The sequence below is a fragment of the Janthinobacterium sp. UMAB-60 genome, assembly GCF_900095235.1.
GTDB lineage: Bacteria > Pseudomonadota > Gammaproteobacteria > Burkholderiales > Burkholderiaceae_D > Janthinobacterium.
This window is the reverse complement of the sequence record NZ_LT607506.1, coordinates 1-25,067: the sequence shown is the minus strand read 5'-3', so window position 1 is coordinate 25,067 and position 25,067 is coordinate 1. Positions and strand designations below refer to the sequence as shown.

Here is a 25,067-nt window from a genome sequence, read left to right as displayed (position 1 = left end):
CTGGAAGAACACGATCGGACACTGGCGAAGACGGAAAGCGAAGCGCCGGAGCGTTGCGACGAATCTCAGGGTATAGGGAGATTTTCTGAACTTCATCGTAGGTGCGCCCTGTGTGCAGGACCGTGCGCTAGCGTACATACACAGTGTTTTAGGGACGTTTCAGCAAAGAATCAGCACGTTGAATGGCAGAAAAATGCTGGCAGGAAATGAATGGGAGACACTACGTGACGGGCACCGTGCCGATGATGGCACGGTGCAATATTTCAAAGAAGAAAGTTCAAGGCGCTCAAGCAGCGAGGGCCAGCGGGTGGCGCGTCGCCTCCGCCATCGCCATGCCGCCGTTGAGCTGCCATGCCGCGGCATGGCCCAGGCGGCGCAGACAGGCGGCGGCGCGCGCGCTGCGGTTGCCGCTGCGGCAGAAAAAGACCAGCGGGAATTGAGGCTGCTGCAGCCATGCGGCCACCTGCCCCGCCAGGCGGCTCAGCGGTACGCTGTGCACGGCGCAGCCCTCGAACACGGTGCCGGCGCAAGCCGCGTGTTCATACGCTTCGCGCACGTCGACGAGGATGGCGTCGGGATGCTGGCGCAGGAAGGCGGGCAAGCTGGCCGCATCGAGCTGCAGTTCGCGCGCGGGGGCTGCGTCTTCGCGTGCGGCGCGCACGGTGCAGCAGATGCCGCCATCGTCGCGCGCGCCGCACAGCACGGTGTCTTGCGTCAGCAGCGCCGCATCCAGCAAGGGTGTCAGCGCCTCGGGCGCCAGGGTGCCGATGAAGGCGAAGCGCTGCTCCAGCAAATACACATGGTTTTCGCCACACTCGATGCGGCGCAAACGCTGCTGGCCCAGTGCCAGCTCACCGTCGATATCGATGCGGCCCACCTGTTCGATAGCAAGTTCCTGCAGCAAGGCCAGGCGCGCCACGCCATGGTCGGAGGGAGCCGTCGTGTGCACGATGGCGCGCAAGGCCAGGTGCTGGCAGCGGATGAAGGCGGCCAGGCGCGGCACGAGCGCGGCGACGGGATCGATGACGACGCAACTGGCGCTGGCGGCGTCGCTGAGCAGCCAGGTGCACTGGCCATCGACGCTCAGCTGGATTACGCCGTCCTGCGCGCCGTCCTGCTGCGATGGCGCCAGCACCGACGGCAGCAAACAGCTGCTGCGCAGCGCTTCGCCGCAGCGCTCGATGCGCGCGCAGGCGGCCGCTATCGTCGCCGCATCGATCTGCGGGCCGAACGACAAACGGATGGCCGAGCTGGCGCGCCATTGCGGCACGTGCATCGCTTCGAGCACATAACTGGGCAGGGCCTTGGCGGCGGAACAGGCGCTGCCCGAGCTGACGCGCACGCGCGCCGCGTCGAACAGGTCCAGCAGCTCTTTCGAGGACAAGCCCGGCACGGAAAAATTGAGCGTGGTCGGCAGCGACAACTCGAACGGCATATTGAAAACGATGCCAGGGAAAGCCTGTTCCAGGCTGGTCACCAGCTGCGCGCGGAAAGCCGCCAGTTCCGCATCGCTGCGGAAGGTCTTGCCATCGTCCAGCGCGGCCAGCACGGCGCCCAGGGCGGCGATGCCGGCCATGTTCTCCGTGCCCGAGCGCAGGCCCGCTTCCTGGCCGCCGCCCATCATCAACGGTGTAAAAGGCGCGCCGGCGCGCACATACAGCATGCCGATACCCTTCGGCGCATACAGCTTGTGGCCGGAGAATGGCGCGTAATCGATGCGCGTGGCGGCCAGGTTCAGTTTCAGCTTGCCCAGCGCCTGCACGCAATCGACCATCCAGTAGGCGTCCGCGCCGCGCTCCTGCAGCAGTTGCGCGATGGCGGACAAATTGCTGATGACGCCCGTTTCATTATTCGCCGCCATCGTGCACAGCATGGCTGTGTCGCCGATCAGCGCGTCGAGCGCCGGCAGATCGTGGCGCCCGTGTGCATCGACGGGCAACTTGCGCACTTCCAGGTTCAGGCCCAATAGCCGGTTCCAGTGCGCCAGGCTTTCCGGCACGGCCTTGTGCTCGGTCGCGCCATACAGCAGCAGGCTGCCGATGCGCTTGCCCGCATCGCGCCGTTCGCGCAGCGCGCACAGGGCCGACAGCACGGCCGTCTGGATGCCTTCCGTGGCGCCGCTATTGAACATCAAGCGGCCGTCACCCACGCCCAGCAAGCCGCTGGCGCGCTGACGTACCCCATCCATCATGGCCTTGGCCCGCAATCCCGTGGCATGGGTGCTGCTGGGATTGCCATAGCCTTGCTCCATCGCTTGTCTGGCGGCGGCAACGGCGGCGGGCAGCACGCAAGTGGTGGCATTGCTGTCGAGGTAGATTTCTTTCATGATGGCAGTCTGAGTATTCTCTAAAAAGGGTGCAGCTAAACAGGGCACAGCGCAGGCGGCTGGAATATATGGATAGTCTACCGGCCTGCCCCCATGAAGATATGCCAAAAGACACTGCAACTACGCTACTATGCAGCATGTTCATGCTATAAAAATCGGAATAGTAAAATGAATTCACCAAGCACCTCGCTCGACAAATTTGACTGCGCCATCCTGGCCGCCCTGCAGCAGGACGGCACCCTGTCGATCGCCGCCCTCAGCGAGAAGATCGGCCTGTCCAGCACGCCGTGCTGGAAGCGCGTCAAGCGCCTGGAGGAAGAGGGCTATATCGAGAGCCGCGTGGCCATCGTCAACCGGCAAAAAGTGGGGCTGCCCGTGACCGTCTTCGTCAGCGTGCGCACGGGGCAGCACGATGAAAAATGGCTGCGCCGCTTCGCCGCCGCCGTCATTGTCTTGCCCGAGGTACAGGAATTTCACCGCATGAGCGGCGACATCGACTACCTGTTGAAAGTCGTCACCACCGACATCAAGGGCTACGATACCTTCTATAAAAAGCTCATCAAGGCCGTGCAGCTGACGGGCGTCTCGTCCGCTTTTTCCATGGAGCAAATCAAGTGCAGCACGGAATTGCCGCTGGAATTGATCGCCCACGGCTTGCCTGCCTGAATGTTTTCCAACGGCAGCAGATTCACTTGAGTAAAGTGCACAATTGCACTTTATTTACGTTGCCGCATTGCAACATGCCTCAACTAAATGCAGCCGCGCCAAGGCTTCCTGCGGCAACGGGTCGTATACTTGAAGCTTGCCTGCCTGCGTCTTTCCGGCAACTTCTGCCCGTCGCGCAGGCCCATTCCAGGGTCTTCCATGCATCTGCTCCGCCGCCTCTCCATCCAGAAAAAATTGATGTTCAGCATGGGCTTGTGCCTGCTGCTATTCATGGCGATCTCGTCCTTCCTCAGCGTGCGCATGAGCAGCGAGTATGTGCGCGAGCGCGTCGTCAACCAGGAACTGCCGGCGCAAGTGGGTGAAATCCGCAACGATGTGTTGCGCCAGATCAGCCAACCCCTGTCCGTGGCCATGACCATGGCCAACGATGTCTTCCTGCAAGACTGGGAAGACGCCGGCCTGCCCGAGAGCGGCATCGCCACCTTCCAGCGCTATGCCACCGCCCTGAAGGAAAAGAACAAGGCGGCGTCGGTCAGCTGGGCCTCCGGCAGCACCGGCAAGTATTTCACCACGGGCGGCCTGATGCGCACACTGGACAAGAACCAGGCGTCGGACAAATGGTTTTATGGCTTGCTGGCCAGCGACAAGGGCTACACCATGGATATCGACAAGGATGTCGGCTCGACCAGCTTCATGCTGTTCCTGAATGCCCGGGGCCAGACAGCGGGCGGCAAGCAGGTCGTCACGGGCCTGGGCTTGAGCATCGATGCCCTGGCCGAGACCATCCGCCGCTACACGATCGGCCAGACCGGCTATGTCTACCTGGTGCGCGCCGACGGCAGCCTGTTGATCCACCGCGACCCTGCCCTGGCCGACGGCAAGCATCAGTTGAAGGACTTGCCCGGCTTTAGCGAAGAACTGAGCAAGAGCCTGCTGACCGGTAACAAGTACGCGCATGCCAGCTACGCGGCGCCCACCGGCAAACAACTGGTGGCCGCTTCCTTCGTGCCAGAACTGAATCTGTACGTGGTGGCCGAAGTGCCGGAAGCGGAAGTGCTGGGCAATGTCACGCGTTCGGCCCTGATCGCCGCGCTGATCGCCGGGCTGGTCGGTGGCGGCATCGCCCTGTGCATCATTTATGTCATCAGCCGCGCCATTGCCGCCCCTGTCGCACGCGCAGCGGACATGCTCAGCGAAATCGCCAGCGGGAACGGCGACCTGAGCCGCCGCATGCCCGTCGAATCGGAAGACGAGGTCGGCGCGCTGGCTGCCGCCTTCAACCGTTTCGTCGCATCGCTGAACGTGACGATACGCGAAGTACGCGACAGTACGGGGGCCATTGCCAGCGCGTCGAGCCAGATCGCGTCGGGCAACCTGGACCTGTCGGCGCGCACGGAAACCCAGGCATCGAGCCTGGAAGAGACGGCGGCGGCCATGGAAGAACTGACGTCGACCGTGAAACAGAATGCGGACAACGCGCGCCAGGCAAACCAGTTGGTGGTGTCGGCGTCAAGCCATGCCGTCAAGGGTGGCGAAGTGGTCGGACAAGTCGTACAGACGATGGGCGCGATTACGGAAAGTTCGCGCAAGATCGCGGACATTATCGGCGTGATCGACGGCATTGCCTTTCAAACCAATATCCTCGCCCTGAACGCGGCGGTCGAGGCGGCGCGCGCGGGCGAACAGGGCCGCGGCTTTGCCGTGGTGGCGACAGAAGTGCGCAACCTGGCGCAACGCTCGGCAGCGGCGGCGAAGGAAATCAAGGACTTGATCGTCGACTCGGGCAGCAAGGTGGAAGCCGGCAGCAAGCTGGTCGACTCGGCCGGCGCCACCATGCAGGACATCGTCGTCTCCGTCCAGAGGGTCGCCGACCTGATGGGAGAAATCGCTTCGGCCAGCCAGGAACAAAGCCAGGGCATCGCGCAAGTCAATGCCACGGTGACGCAGATGGATGATGCGACCCAGCAAAATGCGGCCCTGGTGGAGGAAGCGGCGGCGGCGGCCCAATCCCTGCAGGATCAGGCGGGCCGGCTGGCACAGGTGGTCAGCGTCTTCAAACTGGAAGAGATCAAATCGCCGGCGCTTTCACGCTCGCCGCTTGCTTGAAGAAATCATAAATGCCGCTTTCACTCATGCGGCGGGCGTTCGCCAGTTCGCCGCCCTTGGTGGCGTACAGCACCTGGTTGTTGTCGCTCGATACGAGCACGGCAGCCGGGATGCCTTTCTTGAGCGGATTGCCATAGGCGTGCGCCACGTCCAGGTTATGGTCGAAGTTGCCCACATCGACCTTGACGACCTTGAACTGCTGTTGCATCAACTCGGCGTTCTTGCCTTCCTTCAAGGCCTTGTCGAGCGCACGGCAATCCTCGCACCAGTTGGCGCCAAAGATCAGCAAGACAGGCACGTGCGCCGCCTTGGCATCGGCCAGCGCGCGGGCCACGTCGGCCTTGGCGTCGGCCGCCGCGTTGTACGGCAAGTGCGGCGTGGCGACCGGGTTGCTTGGCGTTGGCGCAGCGGCAACGGCGGTGCCGGCAAGCAGCAGGCTGGCAAAGAAAAGGGAAAGGCGCATGCAGGGCTCCTGAGAGAAATCGTGAGGCCAGCTGAACAGCTGCCAGCGGGCGTGATTGTCTAGAATATGCGTACCTGTAGGAAATATCCACCATTTAATTGCACTGTGCTTATGCGCAAAACGCATAAGCGCGTATCAGCGCCACCAAGGAGTCGCCGCTTGAGCATGCCAGATACCCTGCCCCCGACACTGTCCGGCGCCGCGCACATGCTGCGCAGCGCCTACCCCGGCGGCATGCCAGAGACGGCGTATGTCGCCGTGCTGGCCCTGCTGTATGAACACTTTTCCGACCGTAACCTGGCCGAGCTGATGGCCGCCGTCACGGGCAAAGATGCGGCGACGATTCTCAATGACGTCTATGCCTGCGCCAGCAGCAGGCCGGAGGCGGCCGCCATCGCAGCCGCCAGGCGCCTGCTGGAGCGGCACGGCTTGCAGGCGGTCTGCGCGGAAGAGTAACGCCGGCAGCGAAATGCAACGCATGGGATAATCTCGGGCTCACACTGAGCAACGCGGCCCGAACGCGCCCTCCCCATGACGACTTCTTTCCTGGCACGCTGGCTGCCGCAACCGAACAACGGCAGCCGCCGCGAACAATTGCGCGCCTGCGCGGGCGCCATCTGCGGCCTGCTGCTCACTGGTCTCGTCTGCCATTTCCTGCTGGCCCCCGACAGCGCCAGCGTCTACCTGATCGCGCCCATGGGCGCCTCGGCCGTGCTGCTGTTCTGCCTGCCAGCGAGCCCGCTGGCGCAACCGTGGTCGGTGGTGGGCGGCAATGTCGTCTCCGGCCTGGTCGGCATGGCCTGCGTCAAATGGTTAGGATCTGGCGTGGGCGTGGCGGCGCTGGCGGCCTGCCTGGCCATCAGCGCCATGTTTGCCCTGCGCTGTTTGCATCCGCCGGGCGGCGCCGTGGCGCTCACCACCGTCGTCGGTGGCGCCAGCGTGCATGCGGCCGGCTTTGAATTCGTCTTCATCACCGTGCTGTTCAATTCCGCCGTGCTGGTCGCCTGCGCCGTGCTGTACAACAACCTGACGGGACGCCGCTACCCGCATATCCAGCAACTGGTCGCGCCACATCCGCACGCCACCAGGGATGACGTACCCAGCAACCGCCTGGGCTTTTCGCCGGACGACCTCGATGCCGTCTTGCGCCAGCACAGCGAAGTGCTCGACATCAGCCGCGACGATTTGCAGGCGATCTTCCTGCAAACGGAAATGCGCGCCTACCAGCGCCGCTTCGGCGTCGTCACCTGCGCCGACATCATGTCGAAAGACGTGCTCAGCGTGGAATTCGGCACGCCGCTCGATGTTGCCTGGCGCACCATGCGCGAGCACGACGTGGGCGCCCTGCCCGTCATCAACCGGGCGCGCCGCGTGATCGGCATCATCACGCAGACGGATTTTCTGCGCCATGGCGGCCTCGACGATTATCAGGGCGTGCGCCAGCGCCTGCGCGGCTTGCTGCAGCGTAGCGGGCTTTCCCACGGCGACAAGCCCGAGGTGGTGGGCCAGCTGATGACGCCATCGCCGCACACGGCCCGCCTGGGCACGCCCATCATCGACCTGGTGCCGCTGATGGCCGACGCCGGCTATCACCATATTCCCATCCTCGACGCTGAAGAGCGCCTGGCAGGCATCATCAGCCAGTCCGATCTGATGGCGGCCTTATATGAAAGCCGCTTTGCCGAGGCGGCCGCATGACGCCATTCCAGGCACTGCTGACCGGCCCCGATGGCGGCGCCGCCGACACACCCGTCAGCGCGCATTTTTTCGGCAGGCAGCTGGCCATCGACGCGCCCGGCCATGACGTGGATGTGGCACAGCTGGTCGTCAGCGTGGGCGGTGTCGACGGACCGGAACTGTTCCTGAACTGGCTCGACGAACAAGGACGGCAAGCCTCGCTCAAGCCGCTGACAGCGGGCGACATCACCATCGTGTTAAAAGAAGCGCCACCCGCGCTGCAGCCGCAACTGCAGCGCCTGTGGGGCGAGCGCCAGCGCAACCGGCGGCAAGTATCGGGCTGGCTGGCCGCCTTGACGGGCGCGGCAGTTGTCGCCTCTGCCCTGCTGTGGTGGCAAGGGGGCAACGCCATCGGCGCGCTGGCCGGATGGATCCCCTTGTCGACGGAAAAGCAGCTGGGCGAACTGGCCCTGTCGCAAGTGCGCGCGCAGGGCGGCATCGTTGAGAACGGCGTGGCGCAGCAGACGGTGCAGGAGATCGGCCGCAAGCTGACAACGGGGTCGCGCTACCAGTACCGCTGGCTGGTCAAGCAGGATGACACGGTCAACGCGTTTGCCATACCGGGCGGCATCATCGTCGTGCATACGGGCTTGCTGCGCCAGGCGGGCGATCCGGGCGAGCTGGCCGGCGTGCTGGCGCATGAAGTGCAGCACGTGGAGCGACGCCATTCGCTGCGGCAGATGATCAGCAGCCTGGGCTGGGGCGCCCTGGTGGGCGTGACCATCGGCGACATCAGCGCCGTGGCCGCCATGCTGGCGCACCAGGCGGGCACCCTGTATTTCAGCCGCGATATGGAAGAGGAAGCGGACCGCCTGGGTTTGCTCGCCTTGCAGCGCGCACAGATCCGTCCCGACGGCATGCTGCGCTTTTTTCAGAAGCGCGATGACAAGGACAAGGCCAAGGTGCCGGGCTGGATTTCCTCGCACCCGCAGACGGCGGCGCGCGCACAGCAGATCGAGAGCCTGATCGCCGCCACGCCCTGCCCCGCCTGCGTGCCATTGCACAGCAGCGGCTGGCAGCAGATGAAAGCGGCCTTGCCGCCTACAGCGAAATAGCAACATTCCCCTCATACAATTTATCCAACCGCACTGGGCAATGGCGTATGCTTACGCCCCGGCGGCCCCCGGCCACCCCGACCTCGCTACGCCTCCGTTCATTCCCCTCCTTACAAAGGACATCGCGCATGAAGCATCGTTTTGCCGCCGGCACCCTCGGCACCCTGGCCATCTCCCTGTTGTTCGCCTACGCGCCCATGGCGCAAGCGGTCCAGCCCATTGCCAAAGGCGTGGCCGTCAGTACGCCGCAAGCCAAGCAGCGATTGCAGGTCGTGGCCGATCAGTACTACGATGCCTTGGCCCGTTTCGAGCCGATCAATGCGACCGAAAGCGGCGACAACCGTTTTGACGACCAGCTCGGTTCAGCCATCGTGCCCGCCGCGCGCGCGAAACAATTTGCCCTGTACCGCCAGTACCAGAAGACCCTGCGCAGCATCGGCCGCGCGCAGCTGTCGCACCAGGACCAGATCAACTACGATATCCTCGACTATGAACTGGCGACGGCGCTGAGCTTCGAGCGCTTCCCCGAATACCTGTTGCCACTGAACCAGATGGACAGCATGCCCGTCACCCTGGCCAATTATGCGGGCGGCGAGGCATCGCAACCGCTGACCACGGTCAAGCAGTACGACGCTTACCTGAGCCGTATCGGCCAGTTGCCGGGCTGGATAGACCAGGCCATCGCCAACATGCAAGTCGGCATGCAAAAGGGCATCGTGCTGCCGAAGGCGCTGACGGAGTCGGCCCTGCCGCAATTCAAGAAACTCGTCAGCGCCACGCCGCAAGACAGCGTCTATTACACGCCCATCAAGAACTTGCCGGCCAGTTTTTCTGACGCCGACAAGGCGCGCCTGACGCAAACCTACACTGTCATCATCGCGGCCAAGCTGATGCCCGCGCTGCAGCGCCTGTCCACCTTCATGGAACGCGATTACCTGCCGGCCAGCCGCACGAGCAGCGGCTGGAGCGCCCTGCCCGATGGCGCTGCCTGGTACCAGGCGCGCGTGGCCAGCAGCACGACCACGGACTTGAAACCGGAGCAGATCCACGCCATCGGCTTGAAGGAAGTGGCGCGCATCCAGGAACAATACGCGATCGTGGGACCGAAGATGGGCTACACCGGCCCGGCCGCCGGCTTGCCCGTGTGGGTCTCGGAACAGGCGAAATACCGCCCGTTCAAGACGGAGCAGGAAGTGCTCGACGTCTACCGCAAGCTGAACGTGCTGCTCGACAGCAAATTGCCTGCCCTGTTCACCCTGGTACCGAAAGCGCCGCTGGACTTGCGCCTGGAGCCTGAACTGAGCCGCGACACGGCCGCCGACCACTACACGGCGCCCGCGGCCGACGGCTCGCGCCCCGGCGTGTTCTGGTCCGTCGTCACCGATCCGAAACAGTATGGCGATACGGGCATGACCACCTTGTTCCTGCACGAAGGCAAGCCTGGCCACCATTTCCACCTGGCGCTGGTGCAAGAGATGGACTTGCCAAACTTCCGCCGTTTCGGCGGCAACAATGCCTTCACCGAAGGCTGGGCCCTGTATGCGGAAACCCTGGGCAAAGAGATGGGCCTGTTCGACGACCCGGCCCAGTACTTCGGCCACTTGAACGACGAGATGCTGCGCGCCGTGCGCCTGGTGGTCGACACGGGCTTGCACACCAAAGGCTGGACGCGCGAGCAGACGATCAAGTACATGCGCGACACCCTCGGCTATGACGCCGTGGCGAAAAGCGAAACGGAGCGCTACATGGCATGGCCGGGTCAGGCGCTGGGCTACAAGATCGGGGCGCTGAAGATCGTCGAACTGCGCCAGCGCGCGCAACAGGCGCTGGGAGACAAGTTCAGCCTGCCGAAATTCCATGAAGTCGTGCTCAGCGACGGCACCCTGCCCCTGAAACTGCTGGAAGCCAAGGTCGACCGGTGGATCGCGCAGCAGAAGTAAAACGCAAAGCCTGAAGGCAAAACGGCAGCACCTCGATGGCGCTGCCGTTTTTTTTCGCCGCTGGCGTTTTCCGTTACACCAGCAACGCCGCACTCATCGAGCGCACTTCCTCGTTTGACTCGGCCAGGATGCTTTGCAGGGTTTCGTTATCAATAATGAAATCGATGACGGAGTCGGAAGGCGTGAGCATTTCCACGTACGTCGCCTGCAACGGCGACGGCACGGGCGACAATTGCTTGGCCAACAATAAAGTGTCGAGCAGGGAGTCGGGCGGAATGGACAGCAAGCCATCGCGCAAGCCTTCGATGGCTTCGCTCACGGCCAGCGGGATCAAGAGCTTCTTCATGACTTCGCGGGAAATGATCTCTTCGGCCGATTCCATCCAGTGATCCGCATCATCATCGAGCAGGCCGGGGAATTCATCGGCGCGCGACAGCAGGTAAAAGCCGCCCACCTCATGCACGATGCCGGCGAACAGCGCCGTGTCCGCATCGACGTGCGTCACGCGGCGGGCCAGCACGTGCGCCAGCGCCGCCACGTGCGCCGTGTGCTCCCACAGCTGGGTCGCCTTCTGGCGCAGGACGGGGTCGATGATCTTGCTGCCGAACTGGCGCACCACCATGGCCGCCACCAGCGCATACAGATTGCGGTAACCCATGCGCATGACGGCGGCGCGCACGCTGGTCACGGGCGCCGCATCGCCGCGGCTGTACACGGCCGAATTGGCCAGGGCCACCGTGCGCGCCGCCAGCAAGGGCTCGGCCAGCACCAGCTTGATGGCATGATCGATATGGCAGTCCGGTTCAGCCAGGGCCAATTGCAATTGCAGCGCTGAATTAACACTCGTGGGAAACGTTAATTCGCCGCGCACTGCCTGGGAAACAATTAAACCGAAAGCCTGTAGTTTATTCATCATACGATCAATCCGCCTCAGATATTATTCCAGCAAACAATTTCACTTTATTGCAGAAACTGCTTTTCAGGCCCGGCCTTTAGAATACAGATGGCATGTCATTCGTTTGCAAGGAAGCCTCTGGCAATGCCAGCGCCTGCAATAACGATTCATCGCCGATGACAAACAACTTCGGCTGCTGTAATACCTGCAACAGAAATGGCTGACCTTCACGCAGACGTCGGCGATAATCGGCCAACGTATACAAGTTGGGATTGATTTTACGCCTTAAGGTTCGCTCGGCCGGGGCCAATCGTGTCAGCAGATCGCCATAATTGGCTTCCTCGCCCACCAGCAGCAAGTCGATGGCGCTACCGGGCATGTCCTGTCCCTTCGCTGTGGCGCCAGAAATGAATGCCAGGTGCAACTCGGCACGCAAGGGCGCCAGGGTCGCGCTGAGCACGCCGACGATGCCGAAGGTTTTCTGCACCAGTCCGCTCAACTCGGGATACACGAGGCTTTCCTTGTTGGGCCAGAAGCGCCGCACATTGCCAATCCGTTCCGACGTGATCAGGCCGGAATCATGCAGCCGGCGCAGTTCGCGCTGCGCCGATGCGCTGCCCAGGCCCGTCAAACGCATGATCTCGTTCAAATGAAAGCCTTCATTCACACGAACAAAGAGCAAGCCCAGCAGTTTCTGCTGGGCGGGAGTAAACAGGGCTTGGGCAATCATGCGCCAAATCTTAGCATGAATAAACTGGAAACTGGCGTGGTGAGGGCAATAGTGCGTGATGGCACCACAACGCGGTGCTACGCGATCAGAGCAGCTGGGTAAATACATGCGGGCGAGGTAGCGCTTGCCCAACTGCGGGTAGCCAGCAATCCGTCATCCTTGTGAGCGCTTACTTCCGATCCGTTGAGACGACGACCAGACATCCCAGCCAGCCTCTCCACCTACCTTGCAGCAACGGCATCACCTGGGTTTGAACCCGTCAAAATAAAGCATTCCCGACGCAATAGTAACCTGCCATATTATGTGCAAGCCTAATAGAATGACTATCATGGTATCGATTGGATTAGTAATCTCAGCCATTAATATCGGCATGACTTTCAATATATCGCTTGTTTTCAATTGACCCGTTCAGCCACTATTTCAGTTCACCATATAAATAACGTTTTTCAGTATTGATAGTCCGGGCTATAAATGGATCACCATGATTTTTCGCATTCCACGATATTCGTGCGCATGCTTCGGATAAGCGCGCAGGCATAAAAAAACGGCACCCGAAGGTGCCGTTCTTGTCAGCTGACAGCGTAGATTACGCTTCGTCGCCGTGGTGTTGCTGGCTTTCGATATCCTGCAACGCTTCGGCAGCTTCGCCGGCCATCGAGGCTTTCTCGGCCAGCAGCAGTGCTTGACGCTCTTCCACTTCCCACGCTTCTTTTTCTTTGCGTGCGCGGTGGAAGGCCAGGCCCGTACCGCCAGGAATCAGGCGACCGACGATGACGTTCTCTTTCAGGCCGCGCAAACCATCGCGCTTGCCCATGATCGCCGCTTCGGTCAGCACGCGGGTGGTTTCCTGGAACGATGCGGCCGAGATGAACGAATCGGTCGACAGCGAAGCCTTGGTAATACCCAGCAGAACGTTTTCGTAGGTCGCAGGAATTTTGTTTCCAGCTTCCATCAGGTCGTTCTGATCCAGCAGTTCCGAACGCTCAACCTGCTCGCCAACGATGTAGTTGGTGTCGCCGGCATTGACGATCTGTACGCGGCGCAGCATCTGACGCACGATCACTTCGATGTGCTTGTCATTGATCTTCACGCCTTGCAGACGGTACACGTCTTGCACTTCGTCGACGATGTAACGTGCCAGTGCTTCGATACCCAGCAGGCGCAGGATGTCTTGCGGATCGGCCGGGCCGTCCACGATCATCTCGCCCTTGTTCACGACTTGGCCGTCATGCACCAGCACTTGTTTGTCCTTGGTGATCAAGAACTCATGCTTGTTGCCGTCCATGTCCGTGATTTCCAGACGCTGCTTGCCCTTGGTTTCTTTACCGAACGCAACCGTACCCGTGACTTCCGCCAGCATACCGGCATCTTTCGGCGAGCGCGCTTCGAACAGTTCCGCAACGCGTGGCAGACCACCGGTAATATCGCGCGTTTTTTGCGATTCGGTAGGAATACGTGCCAGCACTTCACCAACCGATACCTGTTGACCGTCCTTGACCATGATCAGCGCGCCGACCTGGAAGCCGATCGCCACCGAGTGTTCGGTGCCGGCGATCTTGACTTCTTCGTTCGCTTCGTTGATCAGCTTGACTTGCGGACGCAACGTTTTCGTCAACGAACCGCGACGTTTCGCATCGATCGCCACCAGGGTGGACAGACCGGTCACTTCGTCGACCTGACGGGCTACGGTGACGCCTTCTTCGACGTTCTCGAAACGCACTTGACCGGCGTATTCGGTAATGATCGGACGGGTCAGCGGATCCCACGTTGCCAGTGCCGTACCAGCTTTGATGACCAGACCGTCCTTGACGATCAGGGTCGCGCCGTACGGTACTTTATGACGCTCACGCTCACGGCCATGGTCGTCGGTGATCAGCACTTCGCCGGAACGGGAAATGACGATTTGCGCGCCCTTGCCGTTCGTCACGTAACGCATGGTTGCCGTGAAGCGGATGGTACCGTTCGACTTCGCTTCCACCGACGATGCCACTGCCGCACGCGATGCCGCACCACCAATGTGGAACGTACGCATGGTCAGCTGGGTACCCGGCTCACCAATCGACTGCGCTGCCACCACACCGACGGCTTCGCCGGCGTTGACCAGCATGCCGCGGCCCAGATCGCGGCCATAGCACTTGGCGCACAGGCCGAAGCGCGTGTCGCAAGTCAGTGGCGTACGGACCTTGACTTCATCGATGGACAGACGCTCGATCTCTTCGACCATGTCTTCGTCCAGCAGCGAACCGGCTTCGTACAGCGTTTCCTGGGTTTCAGGATGGACGACATCGTGCACGGTGACGCGGCCGAGGATACGGTCGCGCAGCGCTTCGATGACTTCACCACCTTCGACCAGCGCCTTCATCAGCGCGCCGTTCATGGTGCCGCAATCGTCCTCGATCACCACCAAGTCTTGCGTCACGTCAACCAGACGACGCGTCAGGTAACCGGAGTTCGCCGTTTTCAGCGCCGTATCGGCCAGACCTTTACGCGCACCGTGGGTCGAAATGAAGTACTGCAAAACGTTCAGACCTTCGCGGAAGTTCGCGGTAATCGGCGTTTCGATAATCGAGCCATCCGGTTTGGCCATCAGACCACGCATACCAGCCAACTGACGAATCTGGGCTGCGGAACCGCGCGCGCCGGAGTCGGCCATCATATAAATGGCGTTGAACGATTCTTGCGTCGACTTGGTGCCGTCGCGGCGGATCACGTCTTCGACTTTGAGCTGGTCCATCATGGCCTTGCCGACTTCATCCGAGGTTTTGCCCCAGATATCGACTACCTTGTTGTAACGCTCGCCGGCGGTCACGAGACCCGAGGCGTATTGCTGTTCGATCTGCTTGACTTCCGACTCGGCCGCCGCGATCAGGGTGACTTTTTGCGGCGGTACCAGCATGTCGTCGACGCAGATCGAGATACCGGCGCGTGTCGCCAGGCGGAAACCCGATTGCATCAGTTTGTCTGCGAACACCACGGTGGCGCGCAGGCCGCACTTGCGGAACGACGTGTTGATCAGCTTGGAAATTTCTTTCTTTTTCAGCGCGCGGTTCAGGACGGAGAACGGCAAGCCTTTAGGCAGAATTTCCGACAGGATCGCACGGCCGATCGTCGTTTCGTAGCGGGTAATCGTTTTCTCGAATTCGCCCGTTTCGGCGTTTTTCGGGTATTCGGTAATACGCACGGTGACGCGGGTCGTCAGTTCGACTTCCTTGTTGTCGTAGGCGCGGATCACTTCCGAGACGTCAGGGAACATCATCCCTTCGTTCTTCGCATTGATCGCTTCACGCGTCGCGTAGTACAGACCCAGCACGATATCCTGCGACGGCACGATCGACGGTTCGCCGTTCGATGGGAACAGGATGTTGTTCGATGCCAGCATCAAAGTGCGTGCTTCCATCTGCGCTTCGATCGACAGAGGAACGTGGACCGCCATTTGGTCACCGTCAAAGTCGGCGTTGAATGCGGCGCAGACGAGTGGGTGCAACTGGATGGCCTTGCCTTCAATCAGGACTGGCTCGAACGCCTGGATACCCAGACGGTGCAGCGTAGGTGCGCGGTTCAACATGATCGGATGTTCGCGAATCACGTCTTCCAGGATGTCCCACACGACCGGCTCTTGAATCTCGACCAGCTTTTTCGCTGCCTTGATCGTGGTCGCCAGACCCATCAGTTCCAGTTTATTGAAAATGAATGGCTTGAACAGTTCCAGCGCCATCAGTTTCGGCAAGCCGCACTGATGCAGTTTCAATTGCGGGCCCACGACGATGACCGAACGACCGGAGTAATCGACGCGTTTGCCCAGCAAGTTTTGACGGAAACGGCCGCCCTTGCCTTTGATCATTTCTGCCAGGGACTTCAGCGGACGCTTGTTGGCGCCGGTCATCGCTTTACCGCGACGGCCATTGTCCAGCAGCGAATCGACCGCTTCTTGCAGCATGCGCTTTTCGTTGCGCGTGATGATCTCTGGAGCGCGCAGCTCCATCAGGCGTTTCAGACGGTTGTTACGGTTGATGACGCGGCGATACAGATCGTTCAGATCCGAGGTCGCGAAACGGCCACCATCGAGTGGTACCAGCGGACGCAGTTCCGGCGGCAGCACCGGCAGCACTTCCATGATCATCCAGTCAGGCTTGATGCCCGAACGCTGGAACGCTTCCAGCACTTTCAGGCGCTTGGCGTATTTCTTGATCTTGGCTTCGGATTTCGATTCCTTCAGTTCCACGCGCAGGGTTTCGGCATCGCGGTGGATGTCGATCGAGCGCAGCAGTTCACGGATACCTTCGGCGCCCATGAAGGCGGTGAAGTCGTCGCCGTACTCTTCGTACTTGGCGGCGTAGTCGTCTTCCGACATGATCTGGCACTTCTTCAGCGGGGTCATGCCCGGATCGGTCACGACGTATGCTTCAAAGTACAGCACGCGTTCGATGTCCCGCAGGGTCATGTCCAGGACCATGCCCAGACGCGACGGCAGCGATTTCAGGAACCAGATGTGCGCGGTCGGCGAGGCCAGCTCGATGTGGCCCATGCGCTCGCGGCGCACCTTGGCCAGCGTGACTTCGACGCCGCACTTTTCGCAGATCACGCCGCGGTGTTTCAGGCGCTTGTACTTGCCGCACAGGCATTCGTAATCCTTGATCGGGCCAAAGATCTTGGCGCAGAACAGGCCATCACGCTCAGGCTTGAAGGTACGGTAGTTGATGGTTTCCGGCTTTTTGACTTCGCCGTAGGACCACGAACGGATTTTCTCAGGCGAAGCGAGACCGATCTTGATTGCATCGAAGGTCTCGTTGGTCTGTACTTGCTTGAATAGATCGAGCAGTGCTTTCATGTATCACTCCAGAGGTGATTAAATTTCTATATTCCTGAGACTACATTGCCCGGCGTGGTTTCCCAGCCGGGCTTTGTGTTTCCCAAACCAAATGACAGGTGGCTGTCTTTTAGTTGCGTTCGAGGTCGATATCGATACCCAGCGAACGGATTTCCTTGACCAGCACGTTGAACGATTCCGGCATGCCGGCGTCGATCACGTGGTCGCCCTTGACCAGGTTCTCGTACACTTTGGTACGGCCATTCACGTCATCGGACTTGACGGTCAACATCTCTTGCAAGACATACGACGCGCCATACGCTTCCAGTGCCCAGACTTCCATCTCACCGAAACGCTGACCACCGAACTGGGCTTTACCACCCAGCGGCTGTTGCGTCACCAGCGAGTAAGGACCGGTCGAACGCGCATGCATCTTGTCATCGACCAAGTGATGCAGTTTCAGCATGTGCATGACGCCGACAGTGACCTTGCGTTCGAAGGCTTCACCGGTGCGACCGTCATACATGGTCACCTGGTTCTTCGACGGGGTCATGCCCAGGTTCTTGGCGATGTCGTCCGGATACGCCAGGTCCAGCATGCGGCGGATCTCTTCTTCGTTCGCGCCGTCAAACACTGGCGTGGCGAATGGCACACCTTTTTTCAGATTCTCGGCCAGTTTCATGATCTCTTCATCATCAAACTTGTCCAGATCTTCCGCGCGGCCATTGTCGTTGTAGATCGTCGTCAGATACTTGCGCATTTGCTCGACCTTGGTTTGCGCCTTCAGCATTTCGCCGATGCGGATACCCAGACCCTTGGCAGCCCAGCCCAAGTGAGTCTCGAGAATCTGACCAACGTTCATCCGCGAAGGAACGCCCAGCGGGTTCAGCACAACGTCGGCTGGCGTGCCGTCGGCCATGTATGGCATGTCTTCCACAGGAACAATACGGGAAACCACACCCTTGTTACCGTGGCGACCTGCCATCTTGTCGCCCGACTGCAGGCGGCGTTTCACGGCCAGGTACACCTTGACCATTTTTTGCACGCCTGGTTGCAGCTCATCGCCTTGCGTCAGTTTCTTGCGCTTCTCTTCGAAGGCCAGGTCGAACTGGTGACGCTTCTCGTTGATCGATTCCTTGATCGCTTCGAGCGCTACCGCTGCATCGTCATCCGCAGGGCGGATGTCGAACCAGTGGTATTTGTCCAGATCGGCCAGGTAGTCCTTGGTGATCTTGGCGCCTTTGGCCAGCTTTTTAGGGCCGCCGTTGACAACTTTGCCGATCAGCATTTTTTCCAGACGCTGGAAGGCATCGCCTTCGACGATACGCATCTGATCGTTCAGATCCAGACGGAAGCGTTTCAGTTCGTCATCGATAATTTGCTGAGCGCGCTTGTCGCGCACGATGCCTTCACGCGTGAAGACTTGCACGTCGATCACGGTACCGATCATGCCCGAAGGCACGCGCAGCGACGTATCTTTTACGTCCGAAGCTTTTTCGCCGAAAATCGCGCGCAGCAGCTTCTCTTCCGGGGTCAGCTGGGTTTCGCCTTTAGGCGTCACTTTACCAACCAGGGTATCGCCGGCTTGTACTTCAGCGCCGATGTAGACGATACCGGACTCATCCAGACGTGCCAGCTGATTTTCAGCCAGGTTCGAGATGTCGCGCGTAATTTCTTCCGCGCCCAGTTTGGTGTCGCGCGCAACGACCGACAACTCTTCGATGTGAATCGACGTGTAGCGGTCGTCCTTGACGACGTTTTCCGAGATCAGGATCGAATCTTCGAAGTTCAGACCATTCCATGGCATGAAAGCCACGGTCATGTTCTGGCCCAGTGCCAATTCACCCAGGTCGGTCGATGCGCCATCGGCGATCACGTCGCGCTTGGCAACACGGTCGCCCACTTGCACGATAGGACGCTGGTTGATGTTGGTGTTCTGGTTCGAACGGGTGTACTTGATCAGGTTGTAGATGTCGACGCCCACTTCACCGGCGGTGGCTTCGTCATCGTTGACGCGAATCACGACACGGCCCGCATCGATGTAATCGACGATACCGCCACGCAAGGCTTGCACGGTGGTGCCCGAGTCGACCGCAACGGTGCGTTCGATACCGGTACCGACCAGCGCTTTTTCCGGACGCAAGCAAGGCACAGCCTGGCGTTGCATGTTGGCGCCCATCAATGCACGGTTCGCATCATCGTGTTCGAGGAACGGAATCAGCGAGGCAGCGACGGAAACGATCTGGCCTGGCGCCACGTCCATGTACTGGATGCGCTCCGGGGAGACCAGGATGGTTTCGCCGGCTTCACGGGCCGAGACCAGTTCATCGGACAGCGTGCCTTCATCGCTGATGGTCGCATTCGCCTGAGCGATGATGTAGCGGCCTTCTTCGATGGCGGACAGGTAGTCGATCTGATCGGTGATCTTGGAACCTTCGACCTTGCGGTACGGGGTTTCCAGGAAGCCGTATTCATTCAGGCGGGCATACAGAGCCAGCGAGTTGATCAGACCAATGTTCGGACCTTCCGGTGTCTCGATCGGGCAGACGCGGCCGTAGTGGGTCGGATGCACGTCGCGCACTTCAAAGCCGGCGCGTTCGCGTGTCAGACCGCCGGGTCCCAGAGCCGATACACGGCGCTTGTGGGTAATTTCCGACAGAGGATTGGTTTGGTCCATGAACTGCGACAGCTGGGACGAACCGAAGAACTCGCGAATCGCAGCCGAAATCGGCTTCGAGTTGATCAGGTCGTGCGGCATCAGGTTGTCCGCTTCGGCTTGGCCGAGGCGTTCCTTGACGGCGCGCTCAACACGCACCAGGCCGGCGCGGAATTGATTCTCGGCCAGTTCGCCCACGCAACGTACGCGACGGTTACCCAGGTGATCGATATCGTCGACTTCGCCGCGGCCATTGCGCAGTTCCACCAGGATCTTGATCACGGCCAGCACGTCTTCGTTCGACAGGGTCATGGCGCCGGTCAGTTCATCGCGGCCAATGCGGCGATTGAACTTCATGCGGCCCACGGCCGACAGGTCGTAGCGGTCCGAGTTGTAGAACAGGCCATTGAACAGCGCTTCAACGGAGTCTTCCGTTGGCGGTTCGCCTGGACGCATCATGCGGTAGATCGCCACTTTCGCAGCCATCTGGTCGGCGGTGTCGTCGATACGCAGGGTTTGCGAGATGTAGGCGCCTTGATCCAGGTCGTTGGTGTACAAGGTCTGGATTTCGGAAATGTTGGCATCGCGCAGGCGACCCAGCAAGTCTTCCGTCAGCTCATCGTTCGCGGAGGCGACGACTTCACCGGTGTCGCCATCGACGATGTTCTTCGCCAATACGCGGCCCAGCAGGTAATCTTCCGGTACGGAAATGTGCTTGATGCCGGCAGCTTCGATATCACGCACGTGCTTGGCGTTGATACGCTTGTCTTTCAGCACCAGGGTCTTGCCCGACTTGTCGACGATGTCAAAGCGCGCCACTTCGCCGCGCAGACGTTCGGCGACGAATTCCATTTCCGCGCCTTCGGAGCGCAGGTTGAAATTGTCGAAGACAAAGAAATTGGCCAGGATTTGCTCATGCGACATGCCGATGGCTTTGAGCAGGATCGTCACTGGCATCTTGCGGCGGCGGTCGACGCGGAAGAACAGGATGTCTTTCGGGTCGAACTCGAAGTCCAGCCACGAACCGCGGTAAGGAATGATACGCGCGGAGAACAGCAGTTTACCGGACGAGTGAGTCTTGCCGCGGTCGTGCTCGAAGAACACGCCAGGCGAACGGTGCAGCTGGGAAACGATAACCCGCTCCGTGCCGTTGATCACGAACGAACCGGTGGTCGTCATGAGCGGCAATTCGCCCATGTAGACTTCCTGTTCCTTCATCTCTTTGACGACAGGCTTGGTTGGCGATTCCTTGTCCAGGATCACCAGGCGCACTTTCGCGCGCAGCGGCGACGCGAACGTCAGGCCACGTTGTTGACATTCTTTGACGTCGAAGGCAGGATCGCCCAGGACGTACGACAAGAATTCGAGACGCGCAAAACCATTGTGCGACACGATAGGGAAAATCGAAGTGAAAGCCGACTGCAGGCCATCATTCTTGCGGCCGGACGGTGCTATGTCCTCTTGCAAGAAGCTATGATAAGACTCGAGCTGGGTCGCCAGCAGGAACGGAACGTGGTGAACGTTGGCGCGCTTCGCGAATGATTTGCGAATGCGTTTCTTCTCAGTAAATGAGTAGTGCATGGACACTCCGTGAGTGACAGAAAGGATAGAAAATTCAGGTTTTGCAAGTGTTCGTTTGCACCGCTGCGTGTGACACAGACGAAACCTCAAGGCTCTGCTTTCCGGCTTGAATCGAATAAAAACTGCTGCTACAACTACATGACAAATACGATGCAGACGACAAAGGAGCCAAAGTCGGATTTCCCCCCTTGCGAGGGGAAACCTCAGACTTTGACTCGGGCGCTAACTGCCGCCGGTACAGATATTACTTGATCGAAGCGGTTGCGCCGGCTTCTACCAGTTTCTTCTGTGCTGCTTCAGCGTCAGCTTTCGACACTGCTTCTTTCACAGTTTTTGGTGCGCCATCGACCAGGTCTTTAGCTTCTTTCAAGCCCAGGCCGGTGATTTCGCGAACTGCTTTAATGACGCCAACTTTGTTTGCGCCGAAGCTGTCCAGGATGACGTTGAATTCGGTTTGTTCTTCAGCAGCAGCTGCTGGGCCTGCTGCAGGACCGGCCGAAGCCATCGCTGCTGCGGACACGCCGAATTTTTCTTCGAATGCTTTAACCAGGTCGTTCAGGTCCATTACGGACATGGCGCTAACTGCTTCCAGGATATCGTCTTTGCTAATTGCCATTTTGAAACTCCTAAATTTATTACGTTAGTTACATCAGATTGGTACTGAGAGAAAAAAGCGCGCGCAATTAAGCGGCTGCTGGGGCTTCTTCTGCTGCTGCTTCTTCTGCAGGAGCTTCGGCGCCTTCGCCTTTTTTCGCTGCCAGGGCAGCCAGACCACGTGCAAAGCCCGAAACCGGAGCCAGCATAACGCCCAACAACTGCGAAATGAGAACTTCACGGCTAGGAATGCTCGCCAACGCGGTGACAGCAGCTGTATCCAGCGGCTTGCCTGCGTAGTTACCTGCTTTGATGACCAGTTTGTCGTTGGTTTTAGCGAAGTCAGCGATGACTTTAGCTGCTGCAACGGCATCGGCCGAGATCGAGTAGATCAACGGGCCGGTCATGGCATCTGCCAGGCTGGCGAATGCGGTACCTTCAACGGAGCGACGAGCCAGAGTGTTTTTCAACACACGCAGGTACACGCCTTGGGCACGCGCTTTAGCACGCAGTTGCGTCAAGTGACCAACCTGGATGCCACGATATTCGGCCACGACGATCGTTTGCGCATTTGCTACTTGTGCGGAAACTTCGGCGACGACGGCCTTTTTGTCATTCAGATTGAGACTCACGGTCAACCTCCTTAAATGATGTTCGGCAATCACAACCGAGTGGTTGAGCGCCTTGCATCGGTTCGAACACGGCGTCCGAAGTCAAGAAGTACTAAACTGAGCGGATGGATTCACGCAGCATGAGGACTACAAAACTTGTTCGGGTACACCATCTGCGTTGGGCACTTGCCGTTGCCGGCAAGCCTATTAACCTTCTGCATGTGCGATCGCAGTCGGCCCAACGGTCTTTGATTGTCTGCCTGCCTGGTGCGAACACCGGGCAGACAGCCCAAAGATGCGCCCGCGGCGCCCGAAGGCGCCACAGGACTTGATTCTTTACTTAAGCTGCCAGGCTAGTCTGGTCAACACGGACGCCAGCGCCCATGGTCGACGACAGCGAAACTTTGCGCAGGTACACGCCTTTGCTCGATGCTGGCTTGGCTTTGTTCAGTGCGTCGATCAGTGCGACCAGATTCGATTTCAGATCTGCGTCAGCGAACGATTTACGGCCGATGGTAGCGTGGATGATACCGGATTTGTCGGTACGGTACTGAACTTGACCGGCTTTCGCGTTTTTCACGGCGGTAGCGACGTCAGGAGTAACAGTGCCAACTTTCGGGTTAGGCATCATGCCGCGTGGGCCCAGGATCTGACCCAGGGTACCAACGATACGCATGGTATCTGGCGAAGCGATAACGATATCGAAAGGCATGTCGCCGGCTTTGATACGCTCAGCCAGGTCTTCCATACCAACGATGTCGGCGCCAGCTGCTTTAGCAGCTTCTGCTTTTTCGCCCGACGCAAAAACTGCCACGCGTACGGTTTTGCCGGTACCAGCTGGCAGCACGACGGAGCCGCGCACCACTTGGTCGGATTTCTTAGGATCAACACCCAGTTGTACCGATACGTCGATCGATTCATTGAACTTGGCCGTTGCGCACTCTTTGATCAGAGCGACAGCGTTGTCGAAAGCGTACACTTTGGTACGGTCGACTTTGGCTTTCAAAGCCTTGATACGTTTGGATAACTTAGCCATTATACAACACCTTCCACCGTGATACCAATCGAACGAGCGGAACCAGCGATGGTGCGTACAGCAGCATCCATGTCGGCAGCGGTCAGATCAGGGGTTTTCAATTTAGCGATTTCTTCAGCTTGTGCGCGGGTCAGCGTACCGACTTTGTCGGTATGTGGCTTCGGCGAACCTTTGGTGATCGCAGCAGCTTTTTTGATCAGGTAGGTTGCTGGAGGCGTCTTCATCACGAACGTGAAGGACTTGTCCGCAAACGCGGTGATCACGACTGGAATCGGCATGCCTGCTTCCAGACCTTGGGTCTGTGCATTGAAGGCTTTGCAGAATTCCATGATGTTCAGACCACGTTGACCCAGAGCTGGACCGATTGGTGGGGATGGGTTTGCTTTACCAGCTGGTACTTGCAGCTTGATAAAACCAATGATTTTCTTTGCCATGATGGCTCCTATCTTGGATTGAGTAGTAGCGCCCCGCCGATCCTACCCTGGCGGGGCTCCTCTGACCGGATTTTGCTGATACAACCGCAACGCTCCTGGTGGCGCTTGATACAGACTTAAACTTTTTCGACCTGGCCGAATTCGAGCTCTACCGGAGTAGCGCGACCGAAGATGGTGACCGAGACGCGCACTTTGGATTTCTCGTAATTGACTTCTTCGACATTGCCGTTGAAGTCGGTGAACGGACCATCCTTGATGCGCACCTGCTCGCCCACCTCGTACAAGGTTTTTGGACGGGGCTTTTCAACACCTTCCTGCATCTGCTTCATGATGCCGTCGATTTCGCGCGCGGAGATCGGCGTCGGCTTGTTCGACTTGCCACCAATGAAACCGGTAACCTTGCTGGTGTTCTTGACCAAGTGCCAGCTCTCGTCCGTCATTTCCATTTCAACCAGCACATAGCCGGGATAGAAACGACGTTCGGTGACGGACTTCACACCATTCTTGACTTCGACCACTTCTTCGATCGGCACCAGGATCTGGCCGAACTGGTCTTGCATGCCCGCGCGCTCGATGCGCTCGGTCAGTGCGCGCATGACGCTTTTTTCCATGCCGGAATAAGCATGCACGACATACCAGCGCTTGCTGCTGACTGGCACGCTCAGCGCGGCACCAGTGTCCGCTACCGGAGCGTCGCCCGGAACGGACTCGTCCGCCGCTTCATCATGCACATTTTCGCTCATTATTTTTTCCAACCCAGAATTACGTCATACAACAAAAACTCGAGCAATTTATCCGTGCCCCACAGGAAAATCGCCATGACCAGCACAAAGGCAAACACGATCGCAGTAATCTGCGTGGCTTCTTTGCGGGTAGGCCAAACGACTTTCTTGGTTTCGCGCACAGCTTCTTTGGCGAAATTGAGAAATTCACGGCCGGTCGTCGAGATATACAAGAGTGCAACAGCAATAACCAAACCAGCCACAAGCGCGCTTGCACGCACCAGAGCTGGTTGGCCTGCCAGGTAATAAAACCCGACTACTCCTGCAATCGCAGCCACTATTGCCAGCGCGACTTTTATCTTGTCACTCGACGTGCTAACGGTTTGCACGGATTGATTTGACATTTTTCTACTTTCGGTGCCCTGCACCTTGACGGTGGCAGGGACGGAGGGCATCGAACCCCCAACCTTCGGTTTTGGAGACCGACGCTCTGCCAATTGAGCTACGTCCCTACGTAAAACTTTCGAGGAGTGCTATTCTACCACCCAGGACGCCCCAGGTGGAAGCATAACATTTCCTTATGCGAGGATTTTTGCAACCACGCCGGCGCCGACGGTACGACCGCCTTCACGGATAGCGAAGCGCAGGCCTTCTTCCATCGCGATCGGGTTGATCAGCTTGACGGTGATCGACACGTTATCGCCTGGC

General features: G+C 59.4%; 18 protein-coding genes, 1 tRNA gene and 1 pseudogene. 6 read left to right on the top strand and 14 right to left on the bottom strand.

Going from position 1 to position 25,067, the window contains the following annotated elements:
- Positions 1 to 286: 286 nt before the first annotated feature.
- Positions 287 to 2,326, bottom strand: a complete 2,040-nt coding sequence (locus tag K0F86_RS26025; protein WP_219137015.1) for an aminotransferase class V-fold PLP-dependent enzyme — start codon at positions 2,324 to 2,326, stop codon at positions 287 to 289.
- A 168-nt stretch (positions 2,327 to 2,494) separates the two neighbouring features.
- On the opposite strand from K0F86_RS26025, the gene K0F86_RS26020 reads away from it, so the two are divergent.
- Both K0F86_RS26020 and K0F86_RS26015 read left to right on the top strand, forming a co-directional pair.
- Positions 2,495 to 2,992, top strand: a complete 498-nt coding sequence (locus tag K0F86_RS26020) for an Lrp/AsnC family transcriptional regulator (RefSeq protein ID WP_071079787.1) — start codon at positions 2,495 to 2,497, stop codon at positions 2,990 to 2,992.
- A gap of 198 nt (positions 2,993 to 3,190) precedes the next feature.
- Positions 3,191 to 5,098: a methyl-accepting chemotaxis protein gene (locus K0F86_RS26015; protein WP_219137014.1), complete on the top strand. Its 1,908-nt coding sequence runs from the start codon at positions 3,191 to 3,193 to the stop codon at positions 5,096 to 5,098.
- On the opposite strand, the gene K0F86_RS26010 is transcribed toward K0F86_RS26015, so the two are convergent.
- On the bottom strand, positions 5,061 to 5,561 hold the full coding sequence (locus K0F86_RS26010) for a co-chaperone YbbN (protein ID WP_219137013.1): 501 nt from the start codon (positions 5,559 to 5,561) through the stop codon (positions 5,061 to 5,063). The genes K0F86_RS26015 and K0F86_RS26010 overlap by 38 nt on opposite strands.
- A gap of 165 nt (positions 5,562 to 5,726) precedes the next feature.
- On the opposite strand from K0F86_RS26010, the gene K0F86_RS26005 reads away from it, so the two are divergent.
- The 4 genes from K0F86_RS26005 to K0F86_RS25990 all read left to right on the top strand — a co-directional run bounded on the left by K0F86_RS26005 (position 5,727) and on the right by K0F86_RS25990 (position 10,293).
- Entirely contained in the window at positions 5,727 to 6,017 is a 291-nt protein-coding gene (locus tag K0F86_RS26005) for a DUF3349 domain-containing protein (protein ID WP_257572379.1), read from the top strand.
- A 75-nt stretch (positions 6,018 to 6,092) separates the two neighbouring features.
- Positions 6,093 to 7,259, top strand: a complete 1,167-nt coding sequence (locus K0F86_RS26000; protein WP_219137011.1) for an HPP family protein — start codon at positions 6,093 to 6,095, stop codon at positions 7,257 to 7,259.
- The gene (locus tag K0F86_RS25995; RefSeq protein WP_219137010.1) at positions 7,256 to 8,353 is read left to right on the top strand and encodes a M48 family metallopeptidase; all 1,098 of its coding nucleotides are present in this window, start codon (positions 7,256 to 7,258) and stop codon (positions 8,351 to 8,353) included. The genes K0F86_RS26000 and K0F86_RS25995 overlap by 4 nt, the downstream gene beginning before the upstream one ends.
- A 128-nt stretch (positions 8,354 to 8,481) precedes the next feature.
- Positions 8,482 to 10,293, top strand: a complete 1,812-nt coding sequence (locus K0F86_RS25990; protein ID WP_219137009.1) for a DUF885 family protein — start codon at positions 8,482 to 8,484, stop codon at positions 10,291 to 10,293.
- Positions 10,294 to 10,366: 73 nt separating this feature from the next.
- Here the strand turns inward: K0F86_RS25990 and K0F86_RS25985 are convergent, their stop codons facing one another.
- The 12 genes and pseudogenes from K0F86_RS25985 to K0F86_RS25930 all read right to left on the bottom strand — a co-directional run.
- Positions 10,367 to 11,206, bottom strand: a complete 840-nt coding sequence (locus K0F86_RS25985) for an HDOD domain-containing protein (protein ID WP_219137033.1) — start codon at positions 11,204 to 11,206, stop codon at positions 10,367 to 10,369.
- A gap of 79 nt (positions 11,207 to 11,285) precedes the next feature.
- Positions 11,286 to 12,050, bottom strand: coding sequence for an ArsR family transcriptional regulator (locus tag K0F86_RS25980; protein WP_257572377.1), 765 nt, complete (start codon positions 12,048 to 12,050; stop codon positions 11,286 to 11,288).
- A 454-nt stretch (positions 12,051 to 12,504) separates the two neighbouring features.
- Positions 12,505 to 16,746 carry a DNA-directed RNA polymerase subunit beta' gene (rpoC, locus tag K0F86_RS25975; protein ID WP_099760957.1) on the bottom strand — a complete coding sequence of 1,414 codons (4,242 nt, stop codon included), beginning with the start codon at positions 16,744 to 16,746 and terminating at the stop codon, positions 12,505 to 12,507.
- Between the two features lie 109 nt (positions 16,747 to 16,855).
- Positions 16,856 to 20,962, bottom strand: a complete 4,107-nt coding sequence (gene rpoB, locus K0F86_RS25970; protein ID WP_096233370.1) for a DNA-directed RNA polymerase subunit beta — start codon at positions 20,960 to 20,962, stop codon at positions 16,856 to 16,858.
- Between the two features lie 244 nt (positions 20,963 to 21,206).
- On the bottom strand, positions 21,207 to 21,578 hold the full coding sequence (gene rplL, locus K0F86_RS25965; protein ID WP_010394320.1) for a 50S ribosomal protein L7/L12: 372 nt from the start codon (positions 21,576 to 21,578) through the stop codon (positions 21,207 to 21,209).
- Positions 21,579 to 21,645: 67 nt separating this feature from the next.
- On the bottom strand, positions 21,646 to 22,188 hold the full coding sequence (rplJ, locus tag K0F86_RS25960; RefSeq protein WP_029496119.1) for a 50S ribosomal protein L10: 543 nt from the start codon (positions 22,186 to 22,188) through the stop codon (positions 21,646 to 21,648).
- 319 nt (positions 22,189 to 22,507) lie between these two features.
- Positions 22,508 to 23,203: a 50S ribosomal protein L1 gene (gene rplA / locus K0F86_RS25955; RefSeq protein ID WP_071079797.1), complete on the bottom strand. Its 696-nt coding sequence runs from the start codon at positions 23,201 to 23,203 to the stop codon at positions 22,508 to 22,510.
- Positions 23,203 to 23,637: a 50S ribosomal protein L11 gene (gene rplK / locus K0F86_RS25950; protein WP_010394312.1), complete on the bottom strand. Its 435-nt coding sequence runs from the start codon at positions 23,635 to 23,637 to the stop codon at positions 23,203 to 23,205. Before rplK ends, rplA begins: the two co-directional genes overlap by 1 nt.
- A gap of 116 nt (positions 23,638 to 23,753) precedes the next feature.
- Entirely contained in the window at positions 23,754 to 24,380 is a 627-nt protein-coding gene (nusG, locus tag K0F86_RS25945) for a transcription termination/antitermination protein NusG (RefSeq protein ID WP_034753130.1), read from the bottom strand.
- Positions 24,380 to 24,763 (bottom strand): preprotein translocase subunit SecE, encoded by a 384-nt coding sequence (secE, locus tag K0F86_RS25940; protein ID WP_035823944.1) that lies wholly within the window; start codon positions 24,761 to 24,763, stop codon positions 24,380 to 24,382. Before secE ends, nusG begins: the two co-directional genes overlap by 1 nt.
- Before the next feature lie 32 nt (positions 24,764 to 24,795).
- Positions 24,796 to 24,871 (bottom strand) — tRNA-Trp (locus tag K0F86_RS25935).
- A gap of 66 nt (positions 24,872 to 24,937) precedes the next feature.
- Positions 24,938 to 25,067 (bottom strand): annotated as a pseudogene (locus K0F86_RS25930) (elongation factor Tu); the annotation flags it as partial.

Bases quoted from the DNA above. Each gene is read 5' to 3' on its own strand.
- K0F86_RS26025 (WP_219137015.1), bottom strand. From the start codon at position 2,326: ATGAAAGAAATCTACCTCGACAGCAATGCCACCACTTGCGTGCTGCCC.
- K0F86_RS26020 (WP_071079787.1), top strand. From the start codon at position 2,495: ATGAATTCACCAAGCACCTCGCTCGACAAATTTGACTGCGCCATCCTG.
- K0F86_RS26015 (WP_219137014.1), top strand. From the start codon at position 3,191: ATGCATCTGCTCCGCCGCCTCTCCATCCAGAAAAAATTGATGTTCAGC.
- K0F86_RS26010 (WP_219137013.1), bottom strand. From the start codon at position 5,561: ATGCGCCTTTCCCTTTTCTTTGCCAGCCTGCTGCTTGCCGGCACCGCC.
- K0F86_RS26005 (WP_257572379.1), top strand. From the start codon at position 5,727: ATGCCAGATACCCTGCCCCCGACACTGTCCGGCGCCGCGCACATGCTG.
- K0F86_RS26000 (WP_219137011.1), top strand. From the start codon at position 6,093: ATGACGACTTCTTTCCTGGCACGCTGGCTGCCGCAACCGAACAACGGC.
- K0F86_RS25995 (WP_219137010.1), top strand. From the start codon at position 7,256: ATGACGCCATTCCAGGCACTGCTGACCGGCCCCGATGGCGGCGCCGCC.
- K0F86_RS25990 (WP_219137009.1), top strand. From the start codon at position 8,482: ATGAAGCATCGTTTTGCCGCCGGCACCCTCGGCACCCTGGCCATCTCC.
- K0F86_RS25985 (WP_219137033.1), bottom strand. From the start codon at position 11,206: ATGAATAAACTACAGGCTTTCGGTTTAATTGTTTCCCAGGCAGTGCGC.
- rpoC (WP_099760957.1), bottom strand. From the start codon at position 16,746: ATGAAAGCACTGCTCGATCTATTCAAGCAAGTACAGACCAACGAGACC.
- rpoB (WP_096233370.1), bottom strand. From the start codon at position 20,962: ATGCACTACTCATTTACTGAGAAGAAACGCATTCGCAAATCATTCGCG.
- rplL (WP_010394320.1), bottom strand. From the start codon at position 21,578: ATGGCAATTAGCAAAGACGATATCCTGGAAGCAGTTAGCGCCATGTCC.
- rplA (WP_071079797.1), bottom strand. From the start codon at position 23,203: ATGGCTAAGTTATCCAAACGTATCAAGGCTTTGAAAGCCAAAGTCGAC.
- rplK (WP_010394312.1), bottom strand. From the start codon at position 23,637: ATGGCAAAGAAAATCATTGGTTTTATCAAGCTGCAAGTACCAGCTGGT.
- nusG (WP_034753130.1), bottom strand. From the start codon at position 24,380: ATGAGCGAAAATGTGCATGATGAAGCGGCGGACGAGTCCGTTCCGGGC.
- secE (WP_035823944.1), bottom strand. From the start codon at position 24,763: ATGTCAAATCAATCCGTGCAAACCGTTAGCACGTCGAGTGACAAGATA.